This is a genomic window from Aminobacter sp. NyZ550, assembly GCF_025628925.2.
GTDB classification, from domain to species: Bacteria; Pseudomonadota; Alphaproteobacteria; order Rhizobiales; family Rhizobiaceae; genus Aminobacter; species Aminobacter ciceronei.
On sequence record NZ_CP114190.1, the window covers coordinates 4626118 to 4648857 of the forward strand.

Annotated in this window: 19 protein-coding genes and 1 tRNA gene; 12 read left to right on the forward strand and 8 right to left on the reverse strand. The window is 63.5% G+C overall.

Features of this window, described 5'->3' with window-relative positions:
- Nucleotides 1–31: 31 nt before the first annotated feature.
- Nucleotides 32–2266, reverse strand: a complete 2235-nt coding sequence (locus tag N7E70_RS23070; protein WP_067964235.1) for a RelA/SpoT family protein — start codon at nucleotides 2264–2266, stop codon at nucleotides 32–34.
- A gap of 269 nt (nucleotides 2267–2535) precedes the next feature.
- Nucleotides 2536–2931 carry a DNA-directed RNA polymerase subunit omega gene (rpoZ, locus tag N7E70_RS23075; protein ID WP_067964237.1) on the reverse strand — a complete coding sequence of 132 codons (396 nt, stop codon included), beginning with the start codon at nucleotides 2929–2931 and terminating at the stop codon, nucleotides 2536–2538.
- Between the two features lie 276 nt (nucleotides 2932–3207).
- Here rpoZ and N7E70_RS23080 point away from each other — a divergent pair, with 276 nt between their 5' ends.
- Both N7E70_RS23080 and N7E70_RS23085 read left to right on the forward strand, forming a co-directional pair.
- Nucleotides 3208–3789, forward strand: a complete 582-nt coding sequence (locus N7E70_RS23080; RefSeq protein WP_182574381.1) for a LabA-like NYN domain-containing protein — start codon at nucleotides 3208–3210, stop codon at nucleotides 3787–3789.
- The gene (locus tag N7E70_RS23085) at nucleotides 3789–4469 is read left to right on the forward strand and encodes a uracil-DNA glycosylase (RefSeq protein ID WP_182574380.1); all 681 of its coding nucleotides are present in this window, start codon (nucleotides 3789–3791) and stop codon (nucleotides 4467–4469) included. Before N7E70_RS23080 ends, N7E70_RS23085 begins: the two co-directional genes overlap by 1 nt.
- 168 nt (nucleotides 4470–4637) lie before the next feature.
- Here N7E70_RS23085 and N7E70_RS23090 read toward each other — a convergent pair whose 3' ends face one another.
- The 4 genes from N7E70_RS23090 to dapA form a co-directional block, all read right to left on the reverse strand.
- Nucleotides 4638–4859 carry a hypothetical protein gene (locus tag N7E70_RS23090; protein ID WP_263007756.1) on the reverse strand — a complete coding sequence of 74 codons (222 nt, stop codon included), beginning with the start codon at nucleotides 4857–4859 and terminating at the stop codon, nucleotides 4638–4640.
- 475 nt (nucleotides 4860–5334) lie between these two features.
- Entirely contained in the window at nucleotides 5335–5688 is a 354-nt protein-coding gene (locus N7E70_RS23095) for a hypothetical protein (protein ID WP_263007757.1), read from the reverse strand.
- A gap of 85 nt (nucleotides 5689–5773) precedes the next feature.
- The gene (gene smpB, locus N7E70_RS23100; protein ID WP_067964246.1) at nucleotides 5774–6253 is read right to left on the reverse strand and encodes an SsrA-binding protein SmpB; all 480 of its coding nucleotides are present in this window, start codon (nucleotides 6251–6253) and stop codon (nucleotides 5774–5776) included.
- A gap of 232 nt (nucleotides 6254–6485) precedes the next feature.
- Nucleotides 6486–7367, reverse strand: a complete 882-nt coding sequence (dapA, locus tag N7E70_RS23105) for a 4-hydroxy-tetrahydrodipicolinate synthase (RefSeq protein ID WP_192317847.1) — start codon at nucleotides 7365–7367, stop codon at nucleotides 6486–6488.
- A gap of 231 nt (nucleotides 7368–7598) precedes the next feature.
- Here dapA and N7E70_RS23110 point away from each other — a divergent pair, with 231 nt between their 5' ends.
- Both N7E70_RS23110 and N7E70_RS23115 read left to right on the forward strand, forming a co-directional pair.
- Nucleotides 7599–9641, forward strand: coding sequence for a lytic transglycosylase domain-containing protein (locus N7E70_RS23110; RefSeq protein WP_263007758.1), 2043 nt, complete (start codon nucleotides 7599–7601; stop codon nucleotides 9639–9641).
- Nucleotides 9642–9783: 142 nt separating this feature from the next.
- Nucleotides 9784–10704 (forward strand): alpha/beta fold hydrolase, encoded by a 921-nt coding sequence (locus N7E70_RS23115; protein ID WP_263007759.1) that lies wholly within the window; start codon nucleotides 9784–9786, stop codon nucleotides 10702–10704.
- 205 nt (nucleotides 10705–10909) lie between these two features.
- Here the strand turns inward: N7E70_RS23115 and N7E70_RS23120 are convergent, their stop codons facing one another.
- Nucleotides 10910–11881: a porin gene (locus N7E70_RS23120; RefSeq protein WP_067964249.1), complete on the reverse strand. Its 972-nt coding sequence runs from the start codon at nucleotides 11879–11881 to the stop codon at nucleotides 10910–10912.
- Between the two features lie 147 nt (nucleotides 11882–12028).
- Nucleotides 12029–12119: transfer RNA gene (locus tag N7E70_RS23125), tRNA-Ser, on the reverse strand.
- A gap of 451 nt (nucleotides 12120–12570) precedes the next feature.
- On the opposite strand from N7E70_RS23125, the gene N7E70_RS23130 reads away from it, so the two are divergent.
- The 8 genes from N7E70_RS23130 to N7E70_RS23165 all read left to right on the forward strand — a co-directional run bounded on the left by N7E70_RS23130 (nucleotide 12571) and on the right by N7E70_RS23165 (nucleotide 22729).
- The gene (locus tag N7E70_RS23130) at nucleotides 12571–13626 is read left to right on the forward strand and encodes a porin (RefSeq protein WP_263007760.1); all 1056 of its coding nucleotides are present in this window, start codon (nucleotides 12571–12573) and stop codon (nucleotides 13624–13626) included.
- Between the two features lie 295 nt (nucleotides 13627–13921).
- The gene (locus tag N7E70_RS23135) at nucleotides 13922–14797 is read left to right on the forward strand and encodes a tyrosine-type recombinase/integrase (protein WP_067966886.1); all 876 of its coding nucleotides are present in this window, start codon (nucleotides 13922–13924) and stop codon (nucleotides 14795–14797) included.
- 282 nt (nucleotides 14798–15079) lie between these two features.
- Nucleotides 15080–16189 carry a pyridoxal phosphate-dependent aminotransferase gene (locus N7E70_RS23140; RefSeq protein ID WP_263007761.1) on the forward strand — a complete coding sequence of 370 codons (1110 nt, stop codon included), beginning with the start codon at nucleotides 15080–15082 and terminating at the stop codon, nucleotides 16187–16189.
- 195 nt (nucleotides 16190–16384) lie between these two features.
- A complete protein-coding gene (locus N7E70_RS23145) occupies nucleotides 16385–17614 on the forward strand; it encodes a CAP domain-containing protein (protein ID WP_067964254.1) in 1230 nt (409 codons plus the stop codon).
- A gap of 83 nt (nucleotides 17615–17697) precedes the next feature.
- A complete protein-coding gene (locus N7E70_RS23150) occupies nucleotides 17698–19437 on the forward strand; it encodes a type I secretion system permease/ATPase (RefSeq protein WP_067964256.1) in 1740 nt (579 codons plus the stop codon).
- Nucleotides 19438–19439: 2 nt separating this feature from the next.
- Entirely contained in the window at nucleotides 19440–20867 is a 1428-nt protein-coding gene (locus N7E70_RS23155; protein WP_263007762.1) for an HlyD family type I secretion periplasmic adaptor subunit, read from the forward strand.
- Between the two features lie 91 nt (nucleotides 20868–20958).
- Nucleotides 20959–21603 carry a TetR/AcrR family transcriptional regulator gene (locus N7E70_RS23160; RefSeq protein WP_263007763.1) on the forward strand — a complete coding sequence of 215 codons (645 nt, stop codon included), beginning with the start codon at nucleotides 20959–20961 and terminating at the stop codon, nucleotides 21601–21603.
- Nucleotides 21569–22729, forward strand: coding sequence for an isovaleryl-CoA dehydrogenase (locus tag N7E70_RS23165; protein WP_067964260.1), 1161 nt, complete (start codon nucleotides 21569–21571; stop codon nucleotides 22727–22729). The genes N7E70_RS23160 and N7E70_RS23165 overlap by 35 nt, the downstream gene beginning before the upstream one ends.
- The last annotated feature ends 11 nt before the right edge of the window (nucleotides 22730–22740 follow it).

Below are 22740 nucleotides of genomic sequence, written 5' to 3' on the forward strand. Positions count from 1 at the left end.
TCAGTCCAGCGCGCCTGCCTCAGCCCCTGCCTCAGCCGTTAACGCGGCGGGCATCGCTGACGCTGGAGTTGTCCTTGAGCTGGGAGATCAGCCGGTTCAGGTGCTTCAGATCCCAGACTTCGAGATCGAGCAGCATTTCGGTGAAGTCGGGTGCGGTGCGGATCATCGACAGCGTATGGATGTTGGCGTCGTTGGCCGCCACCACCTGGGCGATGTCGGCGAGCGAGCCCGGCGCATTGATCGCGGTCACCGAAAGCCGGGCCGGGAAACGCTCCTTCGAGCCCTCGTCGAGGTCCCAGCGCACGTCGATCCAGCGCTCCGGCTGGTCGTCAAAGGCCATCAGCGACGGCGACTGGATCGGGTAGATGGTGATGCCGGAGCCCGGCTGCATGATGCCGACGATGCGGTCGCCCGGCACCGCCCCCTCGGGGGCGAAACGAACCGGCAGGTCGCCGCTGACGCCGCGGATCGGCACGGCACTGCCTTGCGCCTTCTGTTCCTTGCGCGACGGCGCGGTCGAGCGGCCGGGAATCTGGAACAGCATGCCGGCGGCGTTGCGGATCTTCGACCAGCCCTCCTCGCGCGGCTTGGCCGGATGGGTGGCGCGCTCTTCCTTGTAGTCGGGGAAGACGGCGCGGACGACGTCGTTGGACGACAGCTCGCCACGACCGACGGACGCCAGCACGTCCTCGATGTCCTTGCGCGCCAGGCGGTGCAGCACCGACTTCAGGCTGTCCTTGGAGAACTTCTTGCCGGCGCGCTCGAAGGCGCGTTCGAGGATGCGGGCGCCGAGGCCGGAATATTGCTTGCGGATGGCGTTCTTGGTCGCCCGCCGGATCGCCGAGCGCGCCTTGCCGGTGACGACGATCGATTCCCACGCCGCCGGCGGCACCTGCGCCTTGGAGCGGATGATCTCGACCTCGTCGCCATTCTTGAGCTCGGTCATCAAAGGCATCACCCGGCCGTTGACCTTGGCGCCGACGCAGGTGTCGCCAACGTCGGTATGCACCGCGTAGGCGAAGTCGATCGGGGTCGCCCCCCTGGGCAGCGCGATCAGCATGCCCTTGGGCGTGAAGCAGAAGACCTGGTCCTGGAACAGCTCGAGCTTGGTGTTTTCGAGGAAATCCTCGGGATTGTCGCCGTCGGCGAGCTGCTCGATGGTGCGCCTGAGCCAGCCATAGGCATTGGTTTCCTTGGAGATGGTGTGGCCGGCGCCATTGGTGGCCTTGCCGGCATTGTCCTTGTAGATCGAGTGCGCGGCGACGCCATATTCGGCGATCTTGTTCATCTCGCGGGTGCGGATCTGCAGCTCGATGCGCTGGCGCGACGGACCGACGATGGTGGTGTGGATCGAGCGGTAGTCGTTCTGCTTCGGCGTCGAGATGTAGTCCTTGAACCGCCCCGGCACCATCGACCATGTCGTGTGGATCGAGCCGAGCGCACGATAACAATCCTCGACGGAATCGACGACGACGCGGAAGCCGAAGATGTCGGACAGTTGCTCGAACGACAGCGCCTTGGTCTCCATCTTGCGGAACACCGACCACGGCTTCTTCTGCCGGCTCTTCACCTCGGCCTTGATGGCGTATTTCTCGAACTGCGCCGACAGCGCCTTCTCGATGTCGCCGAGCACGCCCTTCGAGCGCTCCGACATCTCGGCCAGCCGTTCGGTGACGGTGCGGTAGGCCTCGGGATTGATGTAGCGGAAGGCGAGCTCCTCGAGCTCCTCGCGCATGCCCTGCATGCCCATGCGCCCGGCGAGCGGCGCATAGATGTCCATCGTCTCCTCGGCGATGCGCAGGCGCTTGCTCTCGGGCACGTGGTGCAGCGTGCGCATGTTGTGCAGCCGGTCGGCGAGCTTGACCAGGAGCACGCGCACGTCCTCGGAGATGGCCAGCAGAAGCTTGCGCAGGTTTTCCGCCTGCTCGGCCTTCTTGGAGACGAGGTCGAGCTTCTTGAGCTTGGTCAGGCCCTCGACAAGCTTGCCGATGTCGGGACCGAACAGCTCGTCGATCTCGGCGCGGGTCGCCGAGGTGTCCTCGATGGTGTCATGCAGCAGGGCGACCGCGATGGTCGCCTCGTCGAGATGCATGTCGGTGAGGATCGCCGCCACTTCGAGCGGATGCGAGAAATAAGGATCGCCAGAGGCGCGGCGCTGATGGCCATGCTTCTGCATGGCGTAGACATAGGCCTTGTTGAGCAGCGCTTCGTTGACGTCAGGCTTGTAGCGCTGCACGCGCTCGACAAGCTCATACTGACGCATCATGGGCGGCTTCCCGGAATTCGAAATGAATCATGCGCCGCAAGGGCTTGCGACGCATGTCATAGATAAACACAGATATGGCGGCGCGGAAGTGCCGATAAGCCGGTTTGGCAGCGTTTTGGCACGCCGCGAGACCTTTTTGAGAATTCGCCCTGCCGAGTCAGATGGCGTGGCTTTCGAGAACCGGAGCGGAGCGGACTTTCGGGTCCGTGAGCACCGGAAGCGGTGAAAGCCGCGTCAGGTGGCCGGCAGGGTAGAATTCTCGATAGGTCTCAGTAGTCGTCGCTCTTTTCGGGAGCGACCAGGCTCTCGATGCCGGCGAGCAGGTCTTCTTCCGACATGCGGTCGAAGTTGATGTTCTCTTCCGGCTCGTCCGCGTCGATCGCCGAGGCGGTCGTCTGGTCGGCGGGCTCCGGTGCCTCGGGCTCCGGCTCGTCGACTTCGACATGCTTCTGCAGCGAGTGGATCAGGTCTTCCTTGAGATCGTCGGGCGACAGCATCTCGTCGGCGATTTCGCGCAGTGCCACGACGGGGTTCTTGTCGTTGTCGCGCGGCAGGGTAATCTGCGCGCCCTGCGAGATCTGGCGGGCGCGGTGGCCGGCGAGCAGCACCAGCTCAAAGCGGTTGTCGACCTTGTCAATGCAGTCTTCAACGGTTACGCGGGCCATGAAGTGCCCCTTTCATGCATGGATTTGACGGAAAGCTGACGCGTGCCATAACCTGAACGGCCGCGCAATTCAAGCATCAAGCCGGCTTTGCCACCGACGCGTCGGATTTCGGACAGCCATCCACCCACAATTAATTTACCGCTCCGCGACCCTGCCCCCTTGGAATGAACCATCGCGAGCGATATTTGCCGCAGTGGGGTAAGTCATTGATTTGGGGGAACGGGCGCTCGGTTCAGCGCATGTGGCGTCAGCCTATTTCAACAAGGAAATTTTCCTATGTTTGATCCTCGCGAGAAAATCGCACTTTTTATCGACGGAGCTAATCTCTACGCAACCTCCCGCTCCCTCGGCTTCGACATCGACTATCGCAAACTGCTTTCCAGCTTCCAGAAGCGCGGCTATCTGTTGCGCGCCTATTATTACACTGCACTCGTCGAGGACCAGGAATACTCCTCGATCCGCCCGCTGATCGACTGGCTCGACTATAACGGCTTCAAGGTCGTCACCAAGCCGGCCAAGGAATTCACCGACGCCTCGGGCCGGCGCAAGATCAAGGGCAACATGGACATCGAACTGACAGTCGATGCCCTGGAACTAGCCGATGTCGTCGACCACTACGTCATCTTCTCCGGTGACGGCGATTTCCGCACGCTTGTCGAAGCGCTGCAGCGCCGCGGCCGCAAGGTCTCGGTCATTTCGACGATGGCCTCCCAGCCGCCGATGATCTCGGACGATCTGCGCCGCCAGGCCGACCACTTCATCGACCTGATGACGCTGAAATCCGAGATCGGCCGCGAGCCGTCGGAGCGTCCGGTGCGCAAACCCGACCCCGTCGATCCGACCACCGACGACGCTTGATGTCCGGCACCACGCTTCAAGCCGGCCGCCCGGCCTTGCCGGTCGATCCCGACCGGGACTGCCCGCTCTGCCCGCGCCTGCACGACTTCATCGCCAGTTGGCGCGCCCGCGAGCCGGGCTGGTACAACGGACCCGTCCGCTCCTTCCTTCCTCCCGAAGGCGAAGCGGCGGTGCGTTTCCTGATCGTCGGGCTGGCGCCGGGCGTGCGCGGGGCCAACCGCACCGGTCGCCCCTTCACCGGCGACTATGCCGGCGAACTGCTCTACTCGACGCTCAAGCGCTTCGGCATGGCCCGCGGCGTGTTCGAGGCGCGGCCCGACGACAGCCTGGAACTGATCGGCACGGCGATCACCAATGCCGTGCGCTGCGTGCCGCCCGACAACAAGCCGGTGGGCGCCGAGATCAACACCTGCCGTTCCTTCCTGGTGCCGACGATCGCGCGCTTTCCCAACCTCAAAGCCATCCTGACGCTGGGCTCGATCGGCCACCAGTCGACGGTCAGGGCGCTCGGCGCGCGTGTCGCGGCCGTGCCCTTCAAGCACGGCGCGCGATGCGATGTCGGCAACATCGCGGTGTTTTCGAGCTATCACTGCTCGCGCTACAACACCAATACGGGCGTGCTGACCGAAGAGATGTTCGTCAACGTCTTCCGTGACGTGGCCGAATTCCTGCAGCAATAGACGGCCCATATAGACCGCCTTTCCACCGCGCATGAAAAAAAGCCCGGTTGCGCTGAGAGCACAACCGGTCAAGGGGCACTTGCAAATGGAACGGCTGGCTACTGCGCCAGCCGGTAGATGGTGCGGTCGCTGGCGCGGGGGCCTGCCTTGGCCCCGCCCGCGACAGGATCAGCCGAAGCCGAAACCGCGGCCCGGAATGAGGCCGTTGCTCCTAGGCAATCCGATGCTTCCGGACCTGTTGCGGCCGGCGGCCAGTTGGACTGCCTCGTCCTTGGTCGCCTGCGCGCTGATTGCGGCCTCTCCACCGTCCTCATTCGCCACCGGCGCTGCGGCATAAGCCGTCGGCACCAGCAGCAGCGACACCGCCGCCGCCGTCATGATCGTCTTCATTTCTGCTCCTTTCACCGGTTATCCGGCCTCAAGGCGCTCAGGCACCGCCCCCGGTGCCAAACCACGCCGCGCCGCTCGTGGTCTGCGTAGAGAAGTGGCAGCAATGCGCTGACTTGTGCATACGGCAAATGGCGTATTTCGACGGGACGTCGGCAGGGGAATCAGCGCGTTGGTTAAGCGATTTTGCGCCGAGCTTCGCACCCAAGGATGGCGCCGGTCGCGCTCATTCGCACCCCCCTCTGGCCTGCCGGCCATCTCCCCCACAAGGAGGGAGATTAGTCACTCCGCCGGTGCCGCCCATCCTGCAACGTCGTAGTGATAAGCCTTGCAACGTTGGTGATTGGGCGAGGCGGCGACGAGACTAATCTCCCTCCTTGTGGGGGAGATGGCCGGCAGGCCAGAGGGGGGTGCGAAGGATCGGGACACAGAATGTTGGCATCGCAAGACACCACGCGATCCTCGATCGCTGCCGGGCTTAGACGCCTATTGCCAGCTGCACTTGAAATTGGGATGCCCCAATCGATTTAGGGACATTCTTCACCCGCGGCAAATTCGCGAAGGCCTGAGAGATAAACCTGCCCAGTTCAACCGAGACGTTGCCCTTGACGACCTTTACGTTGGTGATCGAGCCGTCGGAATTGATTCGAAATGTGACGGTGGCGATCTTCGGATCGCTCGATGGCCGGGCCGCTGCCTGAACGACAATCCTGTCGTAACGAACCGCGTCAACGTGCTCGCGCACACGCTTGATGTAATCCGCCTTCGATTCTTCAGAAAAGCCGGAAACAACACTTAACAGCAGGAAGAAAAACGCAAAAATTGCACGCATTCCATGTCTCCGATCTTCGCTCGGCAGAAAACTGGAAACGCACTTGCTGTCAATCTACCGCCAAGGGAGAAGGCAGCGCAGCCCCCTACCCCCGCTCCTTCAGCAGCCGGCCCTTTTCGCGGTTCCAGTCGCGCTGCTTTTCGCTTTCGCGCTTGTCGTGCAGCTTCTTGCCGCGGCTGACGGCGAGCAGCATCTTGGCCATGCCGCGATCGTTGAAATAGATCTTGAGCGGGATCAGCGTCATGCCTTCGCGCTCGATGTTCTGGGCGAGCCTGGCCATTTCGCGCTTGCTGACCAGAAGCTTGCGGCGGCGGCGTGTCTCGTGGTTGAAGCGGTTGGCCTGCAGATATTCCGGGATGTAGGAATTGATCAGCCACAATTCCCCACCCTCGAACGAGGCGTAGGAATCCTGGATATTGGCCTGGCCCAGGCGCAGCGCCTTGACCTCGGTGCCGCTCAGCACGATGCCGGTCTCGAGCGTGTCGAGAACCTCATAGTTGAAGCGCGCCTTGCGGTTTTCCGCGGCGATCTTGTTGTTGGGGTCGGATTTCTTGCCCTGGCTCATGACGTCGCTACTTTTCTGGTGCGTCCACCGATGCTCGGCCGCCGGGCACGCATCTCAGGATGGGAAAGCACTGCGCGCCCACAACCCTGCGCCAACAGCGCATCAGATCCCGGACGCCATGTGCTGACTGCCCCTCTCCCGAGGCACGAGCTCAACAGCAAGCCTCGAAGGACGCACAATTCGAAGAGCGCTTACATGGCTGCGAAGCGGCTGTTTCGCAACCCTTGGGCACTCAGTTGATGAGGCCGGCAAATTTCATTGCCGCGTCGATCTTGTCGGCCGTCGACTGCTCGATCGTCACCAGCGGCGAACGCAGCACGTTCTCGATGCGGCCGAGACGCGACAGCGCATATTTCGCGCCCGAAGCGCCCGGCTCGATGAAGATCGCCTTGTGCAGCGGCATCAGGCGGTCCTGCAGCTCGAGCGCCTTGGCGTTGTCGCCCGACAGGCTGGCGTTCTGGAACTCGGCGCAAAGGCGCGGCGCGACATTCGAGGTCACCGAAATGGCGCCGACACCGCCATGGGCGTTGAAGCCGAGCGCCGAGGCATCCTCGCCCGACAGCTGGATGAAATCGGTGCCGCAGGTGATGCGCTGCTCGGAGACACGCTCGACCTTGCCGGTCGCGTCCTTGACGCCGGCGATGTTCTTGAAGTCATGGGCCAGCCGGCCCATCGTCTCCGGCGTCATGTCGATGATCGAGCGCGGCGGGATGTTGTAGATGATGACGGGCAGCGTCGTTGCCTGGGCAACGGCTGCGAAATGCGCATAAAGGCCGCGCTGCGTCGGCTTGTTGTAATAGGGCGTAACCACGAGCACGGCGTCCGCGCCAACGCTCTGGGCATACTTGACCAGACCGACGGCCTCTTCGGTGTTGTTCGAGCCGGCGCCGGCAATGACCGGCACGCGGCCGCGCGCAACCTCGACGCACATCTTCACGACATGGCGGTGCTCGTCATGGGTCAGCGTCGGCGACTCGCCCGTGGTGCCGACCGGCACGAGGCCCGTGGTGCCCTCGGCGATCTGCCATTCGACGAGTTCGCGAAAGGCTTTCTCGTCGAGACGGCCATTCTTTTCGAATGGTGTCACGAGCGCGGTAAGTGAGCCTCTCAGCATGTCGTCCAACTCCGGGAATCCTACGGTTTCACAGCCTTTTCAATGCCGCCGGCTTTCTAGCCGAAAGCAGGGCCGGGCACCATAGTCTCGACACCAATTTGCGGCAAGTGTGGCTGCACCCCATATCCGACCGAATCGAACGACCGCGCTAACCTTTCATTAACCCGCTCTTCACCACATGAACCTAGGCTCGAAAGCCCTGCTCCCGATCGTCACCCGCAAGGATAAGGAATGACTAGGATCATTCCGGCTGCCAGGCCGCATCATATCGCGCTGTTGAGCGCCTTCATCGCCCTGGCGCCCGTCCCCGCCGGCAGTTCGGCGCTCGACCCGCAGGCAACCTCGGCCATCCCCTTCGCCAGCATCGGCAAGGGTGACGCCGCACGCGCCGCCTTCGGCACCATCGACCAGCTCAAGAGTGGGCTCGACGCGCTGTCGAGCGGCGATCTGGCGCAGGCGCGCGCGGTTCGTGACGCCCTGCCCGCGACAGCGCTCGACCGCCACATATTGATGTGGGCGATCGCCATCAATGGCGGCGACCAGGTGCCGAGTGCCGATATCGCCGCCGCAGCCCAGGCCATGCCGGGCTGGCCGGGCCTTGCCACATTGCGCCGCAACAGCGAGCGCGCCATGGCGCGCGAAACGCCTGGGCCCAATATCGTGGTTTCGGCCTTTGCCGGCAGCGAACCGCAAACCATCGAAGGTGCGCTTTTGCTCGCCCGCGCCCACAAGGAGCTCGGAAATGCAAAGGCGGCACTTGCCGTACTCCAGCCCTTTTGGCGCACCGAAAAACTGGATGCCAAATATGAGGTGGCGATCCTCCAGGATTTCGGCAGCCTGATCCCGGCCGCCGACCACCGCATCCGCATGGAACGCATGCTTTATGCCGACCGGGTCAATTCCGCCGCGCGTGTCGCCGAGTTCGCCGGGGCAAAGCCGCTGGCCGACGCCTGGGCTGCCGTCATCAAGGGCGACAAGAAGGCACAAGCGCTGCTCGATGCGGTGCCCGCAAGCCAGCGTTCGGCCGGCTATGTCTTTGCCAAGGCGCGCCTCTTGCGCAAGCAGGAGAAGTTCACCGAAGCCGCAGCCGTCATGCTGAAGGCGCCTGGGGATCGCGCCAGCCTGATCGACCCCGACACATGGTGGGTAGAACGCCGCGTGCTGTCGCGCGAACTGCTCGACGAGGGCGACGTCAAGACCGCCTACCGGATTGCCGCGGCCCATTCGGCCGAAAACGCGACGAATGCCGCCGACGCCGAATTCCACGCCGGCTGGTATGCGCTGCGCGGCCTCAACGACGCCAAGCTGGCATCAGGCCATTTCGAGCGCATCGCCAAGATCGCCGGCAGCCCGATCTCGCTGTCGCGCGCCTATTATTGGCTCGGCCGCAGCGCCGAAGCCGGCGGTCCCGGCAATGCCAAGGACTATTTCGCCCGCGCCGCCACTTATGGCACGACCTTCTACGGCCAGCTTGCCGCCGAACGAATCGGCCGCAAGGCGCTCAATGTCGTTTATCCTGCGCCGACTTCGGCCGACCGCCAGGCCTTTGCGCAGCGTGAGGCGGTCAGCGCGATCACCCGGCTCGAAAGCGCGGGTTATGCCGCTTACGCCGAGATGCTTTATCGCGACCTCGCCTCGCAGTTGAACAGCCCGGGCGAACTCGCGCTGCTCGCCGTCATGGCCGAGAAGCAGGACAACCATTATCTGGCGCTGCGCGTCGGCAAGATCGCCGCCCAGCGCGGGCTCGACGTCGGCGCCCTGTCGCATCCGATCGGGGTCATCCCCGGCTCGGCCAACATTTCGGGCTCCGGCAAGGCGCTCGCCTATGCGATCGCGCGGCAGGAAAGCGAGTTCAAGGTCTCGGCCGTCTCGAGCGCCGGGGCGCGCGGCCTGCTGCAACTGATGCCGGGTACAGCAAGGGATCTGGCGAAGAAAGCCGGCATGGCGTTTTCGCAGGAGCGCCTGACGTCGGATGCCGGCTACAACGCCACATTGGGCGCGAGCTTCCTCGGCGAGCAGCTCGGCCGCTTCAACGGCTCCTATGTGCTGACCTTCGCCGGCTACAATGCCGGCCCGCGCCGTGCCGACCAGTGGATATCAAGATATGGCGATCCTCGTGGCAAGGATGTCGACACCGTCGTCGACTGGATCGAGCGTATCCCCTATGCGGAGACGCGCAGCTACGTCCAGCGCGTGATGGAGAACTATCAGGTCTACAAGATGCGGCTGTCGGGCAGCTACGACATCAATGGCGACCTGGTGAATGGCCGCTAGGCTTGCCCAGGCAGGTCTCGGTGCATCCAGCCACATTGCGGCGTCGCCCCCGCAGATCGGCGGCGGGTTTGACCGCGCCCCATGGCTTCGTTAGCTAGGTCGGGCCGACACGAGGTCGTGTCGGGAGCGGAGAGGCAGCCTGATGACCGATGCGCAAGGCTTTGCGGACTTCTTCTACACCTCGCAGGACGGGCTCAGGCTGCACGCGCGACTTTATGGCGCCGAGGCTGGTCACGAAGATACCGCTCGCCGCGGCAACCGCCCGGTCGTCTGCCTGCCTGGCCTGACCCGCAACGCCAGGGACTTTCACGAGCTGGCACTGCATCTTGCCAACGACGTCGAAAACCCTCGCCGAATCATATGCTTCGACTATCGCGGCCGGGGACGGTCGGCCTATGACCCGAACTGGCAGAACTATAATGTCGGCATCGAAGCGACCGACGTCATCGCCGGCCTCGACGCCCTTGGCGTCACTGAAGCAGCCTTCGTCGGGACGTCGCGCGGCGGGCTCATCATCCATGTGCTGGCGATGATGCGCCCTGCCCTGATCAAGGCGGTCGTGCTCAACGACATCGGCCCGGTGATCGAGACGGCAGGTCTTGCCCATATCAGGTCCTATCTGGAAAACGCCCCTCGCCCCGTTGATTTCACCGATGCCGTCCAGATTCAGAAGGCGGTCCATGGCGAGGCGTTTCCGGCGCTGTCTGATACCGACTGGCACCGCTTCGTCCACGCCATCTATCGCAACGAGGCGGGTGTGCCCGTCGCCGATTACGACCCGGCCTTGCTCAACACCGTGCGGGCGCTGGATCTCAGCCAGCCGCTGCCGGATCTCTGGCCGCAGTTCGAAGCGCTTGCGTCCGTGCCGGTGCTGACGATCCGCGGCGCCAACTCGCGGCTGCTGACGGCAGAAACCATTGATGAAATGGGCCGACGCCATCCGCGCCTTGAAGCGGTCACCGTCGACGGACAGGGCCACGCGCCGGCGCTGGAGACGGGAAACCTGCCGGCGACAATCACTGGCTTTCTGCGACAAGCAGAGGCGAAGGCTGTGAAAGCCTGATCGGCGGCGGGGCCGACCGAATATCGGGCTGGCTTCGCCGCCAGATTGTCGACTTGCCATAGAGCACACAACGAACAGGCATGGTTGGAGCAAACTGGCAACGGTTCGCCCTGCACGCTGTGATGCGTCACCCGACCACCGCGACAAAACGAAAAAACCCGGCGGTTGCCCGCCGGGTTTTCCCTGGATCAGCCTTGTGAGCTGATTAGAACGAAGCGTCGAGACGCAGGAAGCCCGAGAACGAGCCGTCTGCATAGTTGTCGCCATCGTCGTAGTTGACGGCGAGCTTGGCGTTCAGGTTCTCGACGACCTTGTAGTCGACCACAGCGCCGATAGCCCAGTCGTCCTGGCTGTTGACGAAGTCGTCGCCGAAGAACTGACCACCAGCACCAATGCTCAGACGGTCATTGACGGTGTACTTGGCGTAACCGCCGACCGACCACTCGTAGCCGAAGCTGTAGAAGCTGGGGCCGGAGTTGTAGGTTGCCAGAGCTTCCAGGGTCAGAGCGTCGGTTGCCTTGAACTTGGCGACGGCCTTCAGGCCGTACTCTTCAGCGGTCGCATCGTAAGCGGCGAACAGGTCGACCGAACCCCAACCCTGGGCGATCGACAGCTTGCCGGCGACGTTCGGGGTGTAGTCGTAGTCGTAGTCGGCCTCTTCAAGTGCCACCGACGCTGCGATGCCGTTGCCGGCGTCGAAGGTGTAGCGAATCGAGTTGATGAAGTCGCCGCCGCCGCTGTCGAACTCGCCCGAAAGCGCGCCATCCCACAGGGTGTCGTTACGACCGATCATCAGGCCGCCGAGTTCGAAGTAGGCGTAGCGAATCCACACAGCCGTATCATCGTATGCCGACTGGTTCTGGAAGTGCAGCTCGATGAAACGACGGAACGTGCCGTATTCGGTCTCCGAACGCGCGTCGAGGTTCAGACGAGCAGCAGCCGTCTTGCGCCAGCCATCATCGTTGTCGTCCCAGTCGATCTGGTAACGAACGAGGCCGCCGACCTTAAGGCAGGTCTCGGTGCCGGGGATGTAGTAGAAGCCCGCGCCGTAAACGTCGCAGATGCGGACATATTCCATGGGTTCCGGCTCAGCGACGACGACAGCGTCGGCCGCACGAGCGCCGGAGACTGCGAACAGAGCCGCAGCGGAGCCGAGAAGAAGGCTCTTAATGTTCATTTTCTGACCTCCAGTCAGAATCGCGGCTGGAGATCGAGGAATTCAGGCGGAAAGCCATGAAAATCAGGCTTCACCGCGCGCAATGGCGCCGCAAGCGATTGAAATGTCTAGGCATTTTGAGATCTGAAAGGGAAGGTAGCCTGAGGCTGGCGGAGAGGATGGGATTCGAACCCACGAGAAGCTTTTGACCTCTACTCCCTTAGCAGGGGAGCGCCTTCGACCACTCGGCCACCTCTCCGTTGCGCCGCTGGATAAAGAAAAGGCGCGGCACAATCAATAAGCCATTCTACATATCGGCATGAAAAAGCACCGCCTGGCGAGCTCGGCGCACGAATCGTCCGCTTAGCCGGGCTCCCGAAGAATCGGATCACCCACGATTCTGCGGAAAGAGACCTCGATCAGGATCTGTGCCAGGCGCAAAAGCTGCGCTGGAATGGCTCCATTTCTTAATGACTTCTTTATGGGGGGTATCAAATCGTGTCATTTGTGCAACATGCCCCGGCGATCCAGCGTTGCGGGAGGCTTGCGGGCCGTGTTGGCTGTTGAACCGCGAACGCTCATGGGTAATGTCGGGGTCGAAGAGGGAGCGCGGTGCGCATCTTTTTCAAACGGGGATGGGGCAGGGAACGCTGTCCTTCAGCAAAAAATACCCAGACCCTCTTTTGAAACTTTTGACTGGAGGTCAGAAAATGAACATTAAGAGCCTTCTTCTCGGCTCCGCTGCGGCTCTGCTCGCAGTCTCCGGCGCTCGTGCGGCCGACGCTGTCGTCGTCGCTGAGCCGGAACCCATGGAATATGTCCGCATCTGCGACGTCTATGGCGCGGGCTTCTACTACATCCCCGGCACCGAGACCTGCCTCAAGATCGGCGGCCTCGTTCGCTACCAGATCGACTGGGACGACCAGGATGAAGGTTGGCGCAAGACCGCTGCTGCGCGCGTGAACCTGGATGCTCGCTCGGAAACCGAATACGGCACCTTCCGCCGCTTCATCGAGCTGCACTTCCAGCACAACGGCCAGGAATACATCGTTAACACGCCCGATGGCTCGTCCGAGTGGTCAGACACCCAGGGCTCCTGGATTCGTTATGCCTTCTTCGAACTCGGCGGCCTGATGATCGGTCGTAACGACACCCTGTTCGACGGCGCCCTGTCGGGTGAATTCGACGCCGGCGGCGGCGACTTCATCAACTCGATCCGCTACACCTTCGACGCCGGCAACGGCATCGCAGTGTCGGTGGCTCTCGAAGAAGAAGACAACAACTTCGACTACGTCCCGCTCGTCGTCGGCAAGGTTTCGGTTGCCCAGGGCTGGGGTTCGGTCGACCTGTTCGCCGCTTATGACGACCGCTTCTCGGAGTTCGCTCTGAAGGGTGTCGCCAAGATCAAGGCAACCGATGCTCTGACGCTCGAGCTGCTCGCAGCTTATGAGTCGGGCGCCACCTGGTTCGGTCTGGCTGACTTCTATGCCGGCTACGAATGGTCGGTCGGCGGTTACCTGAAGTATGCCGTCAACGATCGCCTGACCGTCGGCGCCGGTGGTCAGTACTTCGCTGACAGCCACTTCGGCAACTTCCTCACCAACACCACGACCGAAGTCGGCAACGACGACTGGTCGATCGGCGCGGTCATCGACTACAAGATCGTCGAGAACCTGAACGCCAAGCTGGCTGTCAACTACGACGACGGCGACAGCTTCACGGACGGCTCGTTCAACGGCTTCCTCCGTCTCGACGCATCGTTCTAATCGACTGACGTCTTAAGCATAAGCGGCCCGGGTTTAGACCCGGGCCGTTTTTCTACCAGCGGAAAGCGGCTGGGACATCGAACCGAAAGGGAGAAGCACGACGCTGTCAGGCGATTGAAGCCGAGCCCGGGTCGATCTGCCCCCTGCCCGTTCAACAGCCCGAAGCTTGATCCATTAGTCCCCTTGCCTTGGCGGCCCGAGTGCGTAACTTTGCGCGCGGGGGAGTTGCCGAGGACTTATGAAAAAAGCAACTTCAAAGGACGATATTGTGAGCGGCCACATTTCAGCCGCCCTGATGACTGATTGCAAGGTAACTTACAATTTCAATACAATTAAAGAAGTAAAGTCATTCAGGGTCATAGACCTTTTTAATTCTTACAAAGACATTCTCTGGGACGACGGCAAGCACAAATACAACGTCAGCTCCTTCATCGGCGAGATCGACGAGATTCTTCTAGGCGAGCGCTTCAGCGCTTTCTCCCAGGAGACACTCGACGGCCTGATAGGCTCCCTGCGCCAACGCGGTAACAGCAACGCGACCATCAATCGGAAGATGGCCGCTTTGAGCAAACTGCTGCGCAAGGCCTACAAGATGGGAGATGTCCATAGCCTGCCCGAGTTCCGCCGCCAGAAGGAGCGGGCGGGACGAATCCGTTTTCTCGAGCTCGAGGAAGAGGACAGGCTGTTTGCTGCCATCCGGGCCAAGAGTGAAGACGCCTACCGGCTTTCCGTTTTCCTGGTCGATACCGGTTGCCGCCTCGGCGAGGCGATCGGATTGATCTGGAACGACATCCAGGACACACGCGTCAGCTTCTGGATCACCAAATCCGGGCGCAGCCGGACGATTCCCCTGACCGCACGCGCCAGAGAAACGGCCAAATGGCCGGCTGATCGTGGGCCGCGTCCGAAAGGACCGTTCGCCATGCTGACGCAGCCGCAGTTCCGGGCCATCTGGAACGAGGCCAAGGCGGAAGTGGGTCTCGGCGCCGACGATCAGGTGGTGCCGCATATCCTGCGCCACACCTGCGCCTCGCGCCTGGTCCAGGGCGGCATCGACATCCGCCGCGTCCAGATGTGGCTCGGCCACCAGACGCTGTCGATGACGATGCGTTACGCGCATCTCGCGACCAACGATCTCGATCGCTGCGTCGTGGTGCTGGAGCGGCACTGAATCAGGCCAATGATTCGTACGATGCGCCCGGTTTCGGGCCGCATCTGCACGCCCGCCGGCAGCAACGTGGTCGTGACGGCTCGCGGGCTTGCTCATTGTCACACTGAGACGACCGTTCGGGCTTTGCCGGATCGCCACGTCGCGGTGGCGTGAAGCCGGTCGGCTGGCGCGCAAATAGGCTCACAAAGCATATCCCTGCCCGGCTGCTTTTGTCGTATAGGCAAAACATCCAGAGATTGCCGCGCCCGGCCAGGGCCGGATGACGCCATCGAGTATGCTGCCATGACCAACCGCCCTGCCCTCACCCCCGTCATCGACGCCCTGCCTGTTACCGTGCCGTTTGTCGGGCCGGAGGCGCAGGAGCGCGACCGCGGCGCGCCGTTTCGGGCCCGAATCGGCGCCAATGAGAGCGGCTTTGGTCCTTCGCCGCGCGTGATCGCGCGGATGGCCGAGGCGACAGCCGAGATGTGGAAATATTGCGACCCAGACAATTACGAACTGAAAGTCGCGCTGGCGCGTCATCTCGGCATAGGCATCGAGAACGTCGTCGTCGGCGAAGGCATTGACGGCCTTTTGAACCTCGTCGTGCGCATGTATGCCCGCGAGGGTACACCAGTGGTGACCTCGCTCGGCGCCTATCCGACCTTCAATTTCCACGTCGCCAGCGTCGGCGCGCGCCTGGTGCCGGTGCCGTTCCGCAACGACAAGGAAGATCTCCAGGGCCTGCTCGACGCGGTGAAGCGCGAGAATGCGCCTGTCGTCTATCTGTCCAACCCGGACAATCCGATGGGCAGTTGGTGGGAAGCGGAGGAGATTCTTCGCTTTGCCGAGGCCTTGCCCGAGACGACGATGCTGGTGCTCGACGAAGCCTATGGCGAGACGGCGCCAGCCTCGGCGCTGCCGCCGGTCGACATTGCGCGCCTCAATGTCGTGCGCATGCGCACCTTCTCCAAAGCCTATGGGCTTGCCGGCATCCGCTGCGGTTATGCCTTTGGCGATGCCGAGGTGATCGCGAACTTTGAAAAGGTGCGGAACCACTATGGCGTCAGCCGGATGGCGCAGATCGCGGGCGAGGAAGCGCTCGCGGACCAGGCCTATCTTGCCGAGGTCGTCGCCAAGGTCGACGCCGGACGCAAGCGGATCGCTGGAATCGCTGCGGACAACGGGCTGAAGCCGCTGCCGTCGGCGACAAACTTCGTCACCATCGACTGCGGCGGCGATGCTGCCTTCGCGCTTGCCGTGATGCGCAACATGCTTGCCCGCGACGTCTTCATCCGCAAACCGATGGCGCCGGCGCTCGACCGCTGCATCCGGGTGAGCGTCGGGCTCGACCATGAGCTCGACATCTTCGCCGAAGAACTGCCCAAGGCGATCGCTGCCGCCCGCGGCTGATCACGACACGGGATTTTCAACCGTCGATAGACGGCGCATCCGCGCCCTGTCGTCTCGCGCGAAGATATATGCGTATATCCTAATTTATTCATTTCAGCGCCGCATCATCAACACACTTCCTGCCTAGGCCGGACGTGGGACGGACGGGACATTTGGGGGTTCATCAGCAATCAAGAACCAAACCGGGGAGACCCTATGCCTCAGCACAGCGCCAACGAGCAGTATTTGCTCGAGCTCATCAACGCGGAGCGCGCCAAAGTCGGCGCCCAGCCTCTGGCATTCGACAACGACCTAAGCGAAGCCGCCGAAAACCACGACAAGTGGATGCTCTCGGCAGATGTCTTTTCACACACAGGCTCCGGCGGCTCGTCGCCGACGACACGCATGAAGGCGGCCGGCTACACGCTCAGCGGCTCCTGGGCGACGGGCGAGAACATCGCCTGGGCCACGACCCGCGCGCCGACCGGCTATGTCGACGAAGTGAAGCTGCTTCACACCAACCTGATGAACTCCTCCGGACATCGGGCGAACATTCTCAACCCGAACTTCCGCGAGGTCGGCCTCGGCTTCGAGGTCGGTGACTACAAGGGCCGTTCATCCGCCTTCGTGACCGAAGATTTCGGCAAGACCGGTTCCGACCTGTTCCTGACCGGCGTGACCTTCGACGACAAGGACGGCGACCGCTTCTACGATCCCGGCGAAGGGCTTGGCGCGATCACCGTGACAGCCAAGAACGCCGCCGGCCAGACCTTCAAGACCACGACCTCGGCGGCAGGCGGCTACGACCTGGTGCTGAAGCCCGGCACTTACACGGTGACCTTCACTGGCGCCAACATCGCGACCTCGACGCAGACGGTCACGATCGGCACCAAGAACGTCAAGAAGGACCTGATCGACCCGGTGATGAAGTCGGGCACGCTGGCAGCCACCGCTTCGGTCGACGATGCCGGCGCAACAGCACCGACGACGCCGACCAAGACGGTCGACGTCGCCGACACCACCGATACCGGCGGCGACAATACCGGCGCAAACCTTGCGAACAACTGGCTCGCCGACTTCTTCAAGAAGATGGACCATTTCGGCCAGGACCAGGGTACGCGTAGCGACCCGGGTACGCGTGGCGTACGCGAGGTGGCCGGCTCCACTGAGACTTCTGCCAAGAAGACGGTGGCGTTCGATGGCGACCACTTCAACTTCAGCTCGAAGGTGGCAGCACATGTGAATGCCGATCATGTCAACGACATCGTCGATGGCGGCCATGTGCAGCAGGCCATCGACCACGTTGTCGCGACGCTGCAGGCCCATCTGCCGGCGGATGGTCACGCGGTGGCAGATGCGGGCGACGCAGCCCAGGCGGCGGTCGCCAAGATCCTGGCGCAGATGGCCGCCCATTCGAGCCATCAGAATGCCGACGTCGTCGCCTGATTTTCTGGCGATTCCAAAAAGGCGGGCTTCGTTCGGCGAGGCCCGCCGTATTGCAGTCAATCAATTGACCGCCATCAAGGGGAATGACCCTGTCTCACCCGTCCACTGACCTGAACCGCACGTCAGAGCTTTTCAAGGCGCTGCATTCGTTCAAGGGCGCCTTCGTCGCCGTTGCCGGCTTCAGCGGCCTGATCAACATCCTGATGCTGTCGGGCTCGCTGTTCATGCTGCAGGTCTATGACCGGGTGCTGCCGAGCCGCAGCGTGCCGACGCTTGTCGCGCTGATCATCCTGGTGGCCGTGCTCTATGCCTTCCAGGGCGTGCTCGAAGCCGTCAGGGCACGGGTGCTGACGCGGATCGGCGCCGGCATCGACGAAATCATCAGCGGCCGCGTGTTCAACTGCATCGTCAGGCTGCCGCTGCGCACGCGCGACCGCGGCGAAGGCCTGCAGGCGCTGCGCGACCTCGATCAGGTCAGCGGTTTTCTCTCCGGCGCGGGACCGGCAGCCTTGTTCGACCTGCCGTGGATCCCGATCTATGTCGGCATCTGTTTTCTATTCCATCCCTGGATCGGCGTTGCCGCACTTGCCGGTGCTGTGCTGCTTGTCGCGCTCACCGTCCTGACCGACCGCCTGGTGCGCGGGCCGACCAAGGCGATGTCGGGCTTCAGCACACGGCGCAGCGCGATCGCCCAGGCCGGCGCCCGCAATGCCGAGGTGCTGGCCGCGATGGGCATGGGCGACCGGCTGGCGCAGCGCTGGGCTAAGGCGAATGGCGACTTCCGCGAGGCGCAGGAACGCGCCAGCGACCTGACCAGCGGCTTTGGTGCCGTGTCGCGCATCCTGCGCATGATGCTGCAGTCGATGGTGCTGGCGCTCGGCGCCTATCTCGTCATCTACCAGCAGGCGACGCCCGGCATCATCATTGCCAGCTCGATCCTGACGTCGCGCGCATTGGCGCCGATCGAACTCGCCATCGCGCATTGGAAAGGCTTTCTCAACGCACGCCAGAGCTGGCACCGGCTCGACGCATTGTTCGCAGCAATGCCGGCGTCGGAAGGCGGCATGGAGCTGCCGGCGCCGACAGACGAACTCACTGTCGAGGGCATCAGCGTGGTCGCGCCCGGCGATCGGCGATTTGTGCTGCAGGACGTCGAATTCTCGCTTCGGGCGGGAGCCGGCATGGGCGTCATCGGCCCCAGCGGCTCCGGAAAATCCTCGCTGGCGCGCGCGCTGGTCGGCGTCTGGCCGCTGATGCGTGGCAAGGTGCGGCTCGATGGTGCGGCGCTGGAGCAGTGGCCGGCGCTGGCGCTCGGCCGCCATGTCGGCTACCTGCCGCAGGATGTCGAACTGTTTGCCGGAACCGTCGGCCAGAACATTTCGCGTTTCGAGGATAGCGCTCCTTCCGAGACGATCATCGCGGCGGCGAAGGCTGCGGGTGTGCACGACATGATCCTGCGTCTGCCCGAGGGCTACCAGACCGAGATCGGCGAGAGCGGTGCTGCCCTGTCCGCCGGCCAGCGCCAGCGCGTGGCGCTGGCCCGCGCGCTCTACCGCGATCCGTTCCTGGTCGTGCTCGACGAACCCAATTCCAATCTCGACGCATCGGGCGACCAGGCGCTGACGCAGGCCATCGAGCGCATCAAGGCGCGCGGCGGCATCGTCATCGTGGTGGCGCACCGGCCGAGCGCGCTGGCGGCACTCGACCATCTGCTGGTCCTCGGCGGCGGCAAGCAGCAGGCCTTCGGCCTGAAGAGCGAGATTGCAAGGCAGGCACTGCAACCGGTGCCGGTGCCGCTGCATGCGGTGGGAACGGCGGGCTGACCATGACACTGGTGACCAACCATTTTTCGGCAGACCGGCTGAAGGCAGCGAGAGATCTTGCGACCTCGGCAAAGACGCAAATGCTCGCCCTGCTCGACAAGGGCGCGATGCCGGTTGCCGGCGCCACTCCGCAACAGCAGCGGCTCCGCAAGGACATCAGGCGCAACGTCCGCCTGGGCGGCTTCGCCGCGCTGGCGCTTGTCGGCGGCCTCGGCCTGTGGGCGGCAACAAGCAGCCTGTCGGGCGCGGTGGTGGCGGCGGGTCACCTTGTCGTCGATTCCAACGTCAAGGCGGTCCAGCATCCGCAGGGCGGCGTCGTCGGCGCGCTCAACGTGCACAATGGCAGCATGGTGTCGGCCGGCGAGGTGCTGGTGCGGCTCGACGACACCGTCGCCAAGGCCAATCTCGCCATCGTCGACAACGGCCTGGACGAGCTGATGGCGCGACGCGCCCGGCTGATCGCCGAGCGCGACGGAACCGAGGCGGTCGCCTATCCGGCCGAACTCACGGCCCGCGCCGCCGATCCGGCGATCGCGCAACTGATCGAGGGCGAGAACAAGCTTTTTGCGCTGAGGCGGCAGGCCCGCGACGGGCAGGTGTCGCAATTGCGCGAACGCATCGCCCAGTTCCGCGAGGAGATTTCCGGCGTCGAGGCCCAGCAGAAAAGCAAGAAGCAGGAGATCGCCCTGATCAAGGTCGAGCTCGCGGGCATGGAAGAGCTGTGGAAGAAGAAGCTGGTGCCGATCTCGCGGCTGGCCGACCGGCAGCGGGCCCAGGCGCAGCTTGACGGCGAGGACGGCCAGCTGACGGCGGCGGCGGCGCAGACGCGCGGACGGATCAGCGAGACCGAGCTCGCCATCATCCAGATCGACCAGGACATGCGCAGCCAGGTGGCCGGCGAGCTGCGCGAGATCGACGCCAAGGCCGGCGAACTCAGGGAACGGCAGGTCGCCGCCGAGCAGTCGCTGAAGCAGATCGACATCCGCGCGCCGCAGGCCGGCCGGGTCCACCAGCTGGCGATCCACACCGTCGGCGGCGTGGTCACGCCGGGCGAAGCGATCATGCAGATCGTGCCGACGGCGGATGCGCTGGTGGTCGAGGCGCGCGTTGCGCCACAGGATATCGACCAGGTGCGCATCGGCCAACCGGCGACGCTCAGGCTGTCGGCCTTCAACCAGCAGACCACACCTGAGGTGGAAGGCACGGTCGACCGGGTTTCGCCCGATATGATCGAGGACCAGAAGGCCGGGCTGTCCTACTATGGGGTGCGCATCACCCTGTCGGCCAAGAGCCTGGAACAGGCGGGCTCGCCGGAACTCAAGCCGGGCATGCCGGCCGAGGTGTTCCTCAAGACCACCGACCGGACGGTGCTGTCCTATCTGTTCAAGCCTTTGACCGACCAGGCCAGCCGCGCCTTCCGCAGCGACTGACGCCGGCCGTCATCCACAGACGGCGTTTCGTACCCCTTGAATTAATTAAACGTTCGTTTTATTAATCCAGCCATTCGGGAGGAATGGCTGGATGGCGCGAACGGCGGGTTCGGACGGCGGCAGGACGGAAGCGGCGATCCGCGAGGCGGCGGTGCAGTTGATCGCGCGCCACGGCTTCGAGGCGGTGACGATGCGCCAGCTCGCCGCCGAAGTCGGCGTCCAGGCTGCCGCGCTGTACCGCTATTTCCCGACCAAGGAAGACCTGCTCCACACGCTCATGCGCGAGCATATGGAGGCGCTGCTCGGCGCCTGGGAGGCGGCGCGCCCCGACAATGACGATCCGTTGGCGCGGCTGACCAGCTTCGTCGCCAACCACATCCGTTTCCATGTCGAACGCCGGCACGCCACCCATGTCTCCAACATGGAGCTGCGCAGCCTTTCGCGCGATAATCTGACCAGCATCCTCAAGCTCCGCTCGGCTTACGAGAAGGAGCTCAGGACCATCCTGCGCGACGGCGCGGATGCCGGCCTGCTTGAGGTCGACGACACCGGCCTGACGGCGATGGCGATCATCCAGATGATCACCGGCGTCATCGTCTGGTTTCGCCCCGATGAGAGACTGTCGGTCGATGAAGTCACCGCGACCTACCTTGCCATGACGATGCGCCTGACCGGCGCCAGGACCAATGCGGAGGACCGCCATGTACGACAAGACGCTGAACTTCGGGCTCGGTGAGGACATAGACAGCCTGCGCGAGATGGTCCGGCGCTTCGCCCAGGAGCGCATTGCCCCCATCGCCGCCGACATCGACCGCAGCAATGAATTTCCCGCCCATCTGTGGCAGGAGCTGGGTGCGCTCGGCCTGCTCGGCATCACTGCCGAGGGCGAATATGGCGGCTCGGAAATGGGCTATGTCGCCCATGTCGTGGCGGTCGAGGAACTCTCCCGCGCCTCGGCCTCGGTCGGCCTGTCCTATGGCGCGCATTCGAACCTCTGCGTCAACCAGATCAAGCGCTGGGGCACGCCGGAGCAGAAGGCGAAATATCTGCCCAAATTGTGCTCGGGCGAGAATGTCGGCGCGCTCGCCATGTCTGAAAGCGGCTCCGGCTCCGACGTCGTGTCGCTGCGCCTCAGGGCCGAGAAGCGCAACGACGTCTATGTGCTCAACGGCTCCAAGATGTGGATCACCAACGGGCCCGACGCCGACACGCTGGTGGTCTATGCCAAGACCGATCCCGAGCGCAAATCGCGCGGCATCACCGCCTTCATCATCGAGAAGACGATGAAGGGCTTTTCGGTGGCGCAGAAGCTCGACAAGCTCGGCATGCGCGGCTCCAACACCGGCGAGCTGGTGTTCGAAAATGTCGAGGTGCCGTTCGAGAACGTGCTGCACGAGGAAGGCCGAGGCGTCGAAGTGCTGATGTCAGGCCTCGACTATGAGCGCGTGGTGCTGGCCGGCGGGCCGATCGGCATCATGGCGGCGTGTCTGGATGTCGCCGTGCCTTACGTGCACGACCGCAAGCAGTTCGGCCAGCCGATCGGCGAGTTCCAGCTGGTGCAGGGCAAGCTTGCCGACATGTATTCGACGATGAATGCCGCGCGCGCCTATGTCTATGCCGTGGCCGCTGCCTGCGACCGCGGCCAGACGACCCGCAAGGACGCCGCCGGCTGCGTGCTGTTTGCGGCGGAGAAGGCAACCTTGATGGCGCTCGATGCGCTGCAGCTGCTCGGCGGCAACGGCTACATCAACGACTATCCCACCGGCCGGCTGCTGCGCGACGCCAAGCTCTACGAGATCGGCGCCGGCACCAGCGAGATCAGGCGCTGGCTGATCGGCCGCGAGATCATGGCGGAAGGCTGATGAAGCCTCCC

Coding starts and splice junctions, on each gene's coding strand:
- N7E70_RS23130 (WP_263007760.1), top strand. CDS start 12,571: ATGAACATTAAGAGCCTTCTTCTCGGCTCCGCTGCGGCTCTGCTCGCA.
- N7E70_RS23070 (WP_067964235.1), bottom strand. CDS start 2,266: ATGATGCGTCAGTATGAGCTTGTCGAGCGCGTGCAGCGCTACAAGCCT.
- smpB (WP_067964246.1), bottom strand. CDS start 6,253: ATGAGCCAGGGCAAGAAATCCGACCCCAACAACAAGATCGCCGCGGAA.
- dapA (WP_192317847.1), bottom strand. CDS start 7,367: ATGCTGAGAGGCTCACTTACCGCGCTCGTGACACCATTCGAAAAGAAT.
- N7E70_RS23110 (WP_263007758.1), top strand. CDS start 7,599: ATGACTAGGATCATTCCGGCTGCCAGGCCGCATCATATCGCGCTGTTG.
- rpoZ (WP_067964237.1), bottom strand. CDS start 2,931: ATGGCCCGCGTAACCGTTGAAGACTGCATTGACAAGGTCGACAACCGC.
- N7E70_RS23155 (WP_263007762.1), top strand. CDS start 19,440: ATGACACTGGTGACCAACCATTTTTCGGCAGACCGGCTGAAGGCAGCG.
- N7E70_RS23120 (WP_067964249.1), bottom strand. CDS start 11,881: ATGAACATTAAGAGCCTTCTTCTCGGCTCCGCTGCGGCTCTGTTCGCA.
- N7E70_RS23095 (WP_263007757.1), bottom strand. CDS start 5,688: ATGCGTGCAATTTTTGCGTTTTTCTTCCTGCTGTTAAGTGTTGTTTCC.
- N7E70_RS23090 (WP_263007756.1), bottom strand. CDS start 4,859: ATGAAGACGATCATGACGGCGGCGGCGGTGTCGCTGCTGCTGGTGCCG.
- N7E70_RS23085 (WP_182574380.1), top strand. CDS start 3,789: ATGTCCGGCACCACGCTTCAAGCCGGCCGCCCGGCCTTGCCGGTCGAT.
- N7E70_RS23115 (WP_263007759.1), top strand. CDS start 9,784: ATGACCGATGCGCAAGGCTTTGCGGACTTCTTCTACACCTCGCAGGAC.
- N7E70_RS23140 (WP_263007761.1), top strand. CDS start 15,080: ATGACCAACCGCCCTGCCCTCACCCCCGTCATCGACGCCCTGCCTGTT.
- N7E70_RS23160 (WP_263007763.1), top strand. CDS start 20,959: ATGGCGCGAACGGCGGGTTCGGACGGCGGCAGGACGGAAGCGGCGATC.
- N7E70_RS23150 (WP_067964256.1), top strand. CDS start 17,698: ATGACCCTGTCTCACCCGTCCACTGACCTGAACCGCACGTCAGAGCTT.
- N7E70_RS23135 (WP_067966886.1), top strand. CDS start 13,922: ATGACTGATTGCAAGGTAACTTACAATTTCAATACAATTAAAGAAGTA.
- N7E70_RS23145 (WP_067964254.1), top strand. CDS start 16,385: ATGCCTCAGCACAGCGCCAACGAGCAGTATTTGCTCGAGCTCATCAAC.
- N7E70_RS23165 (WP_067964260.1), top strand. CDS start 21,569: ATGTACGACAAGACGCTGAACTTCGGGCTCGGTGAGGACATAGACAGC.
- N7E70_RS23080 (WP_182574381.1), top strand. CDS start 3,208: ATGTTTGATCCTCGCGAGAAAATCGCACTTTTTATCGACGGAGCTAAT.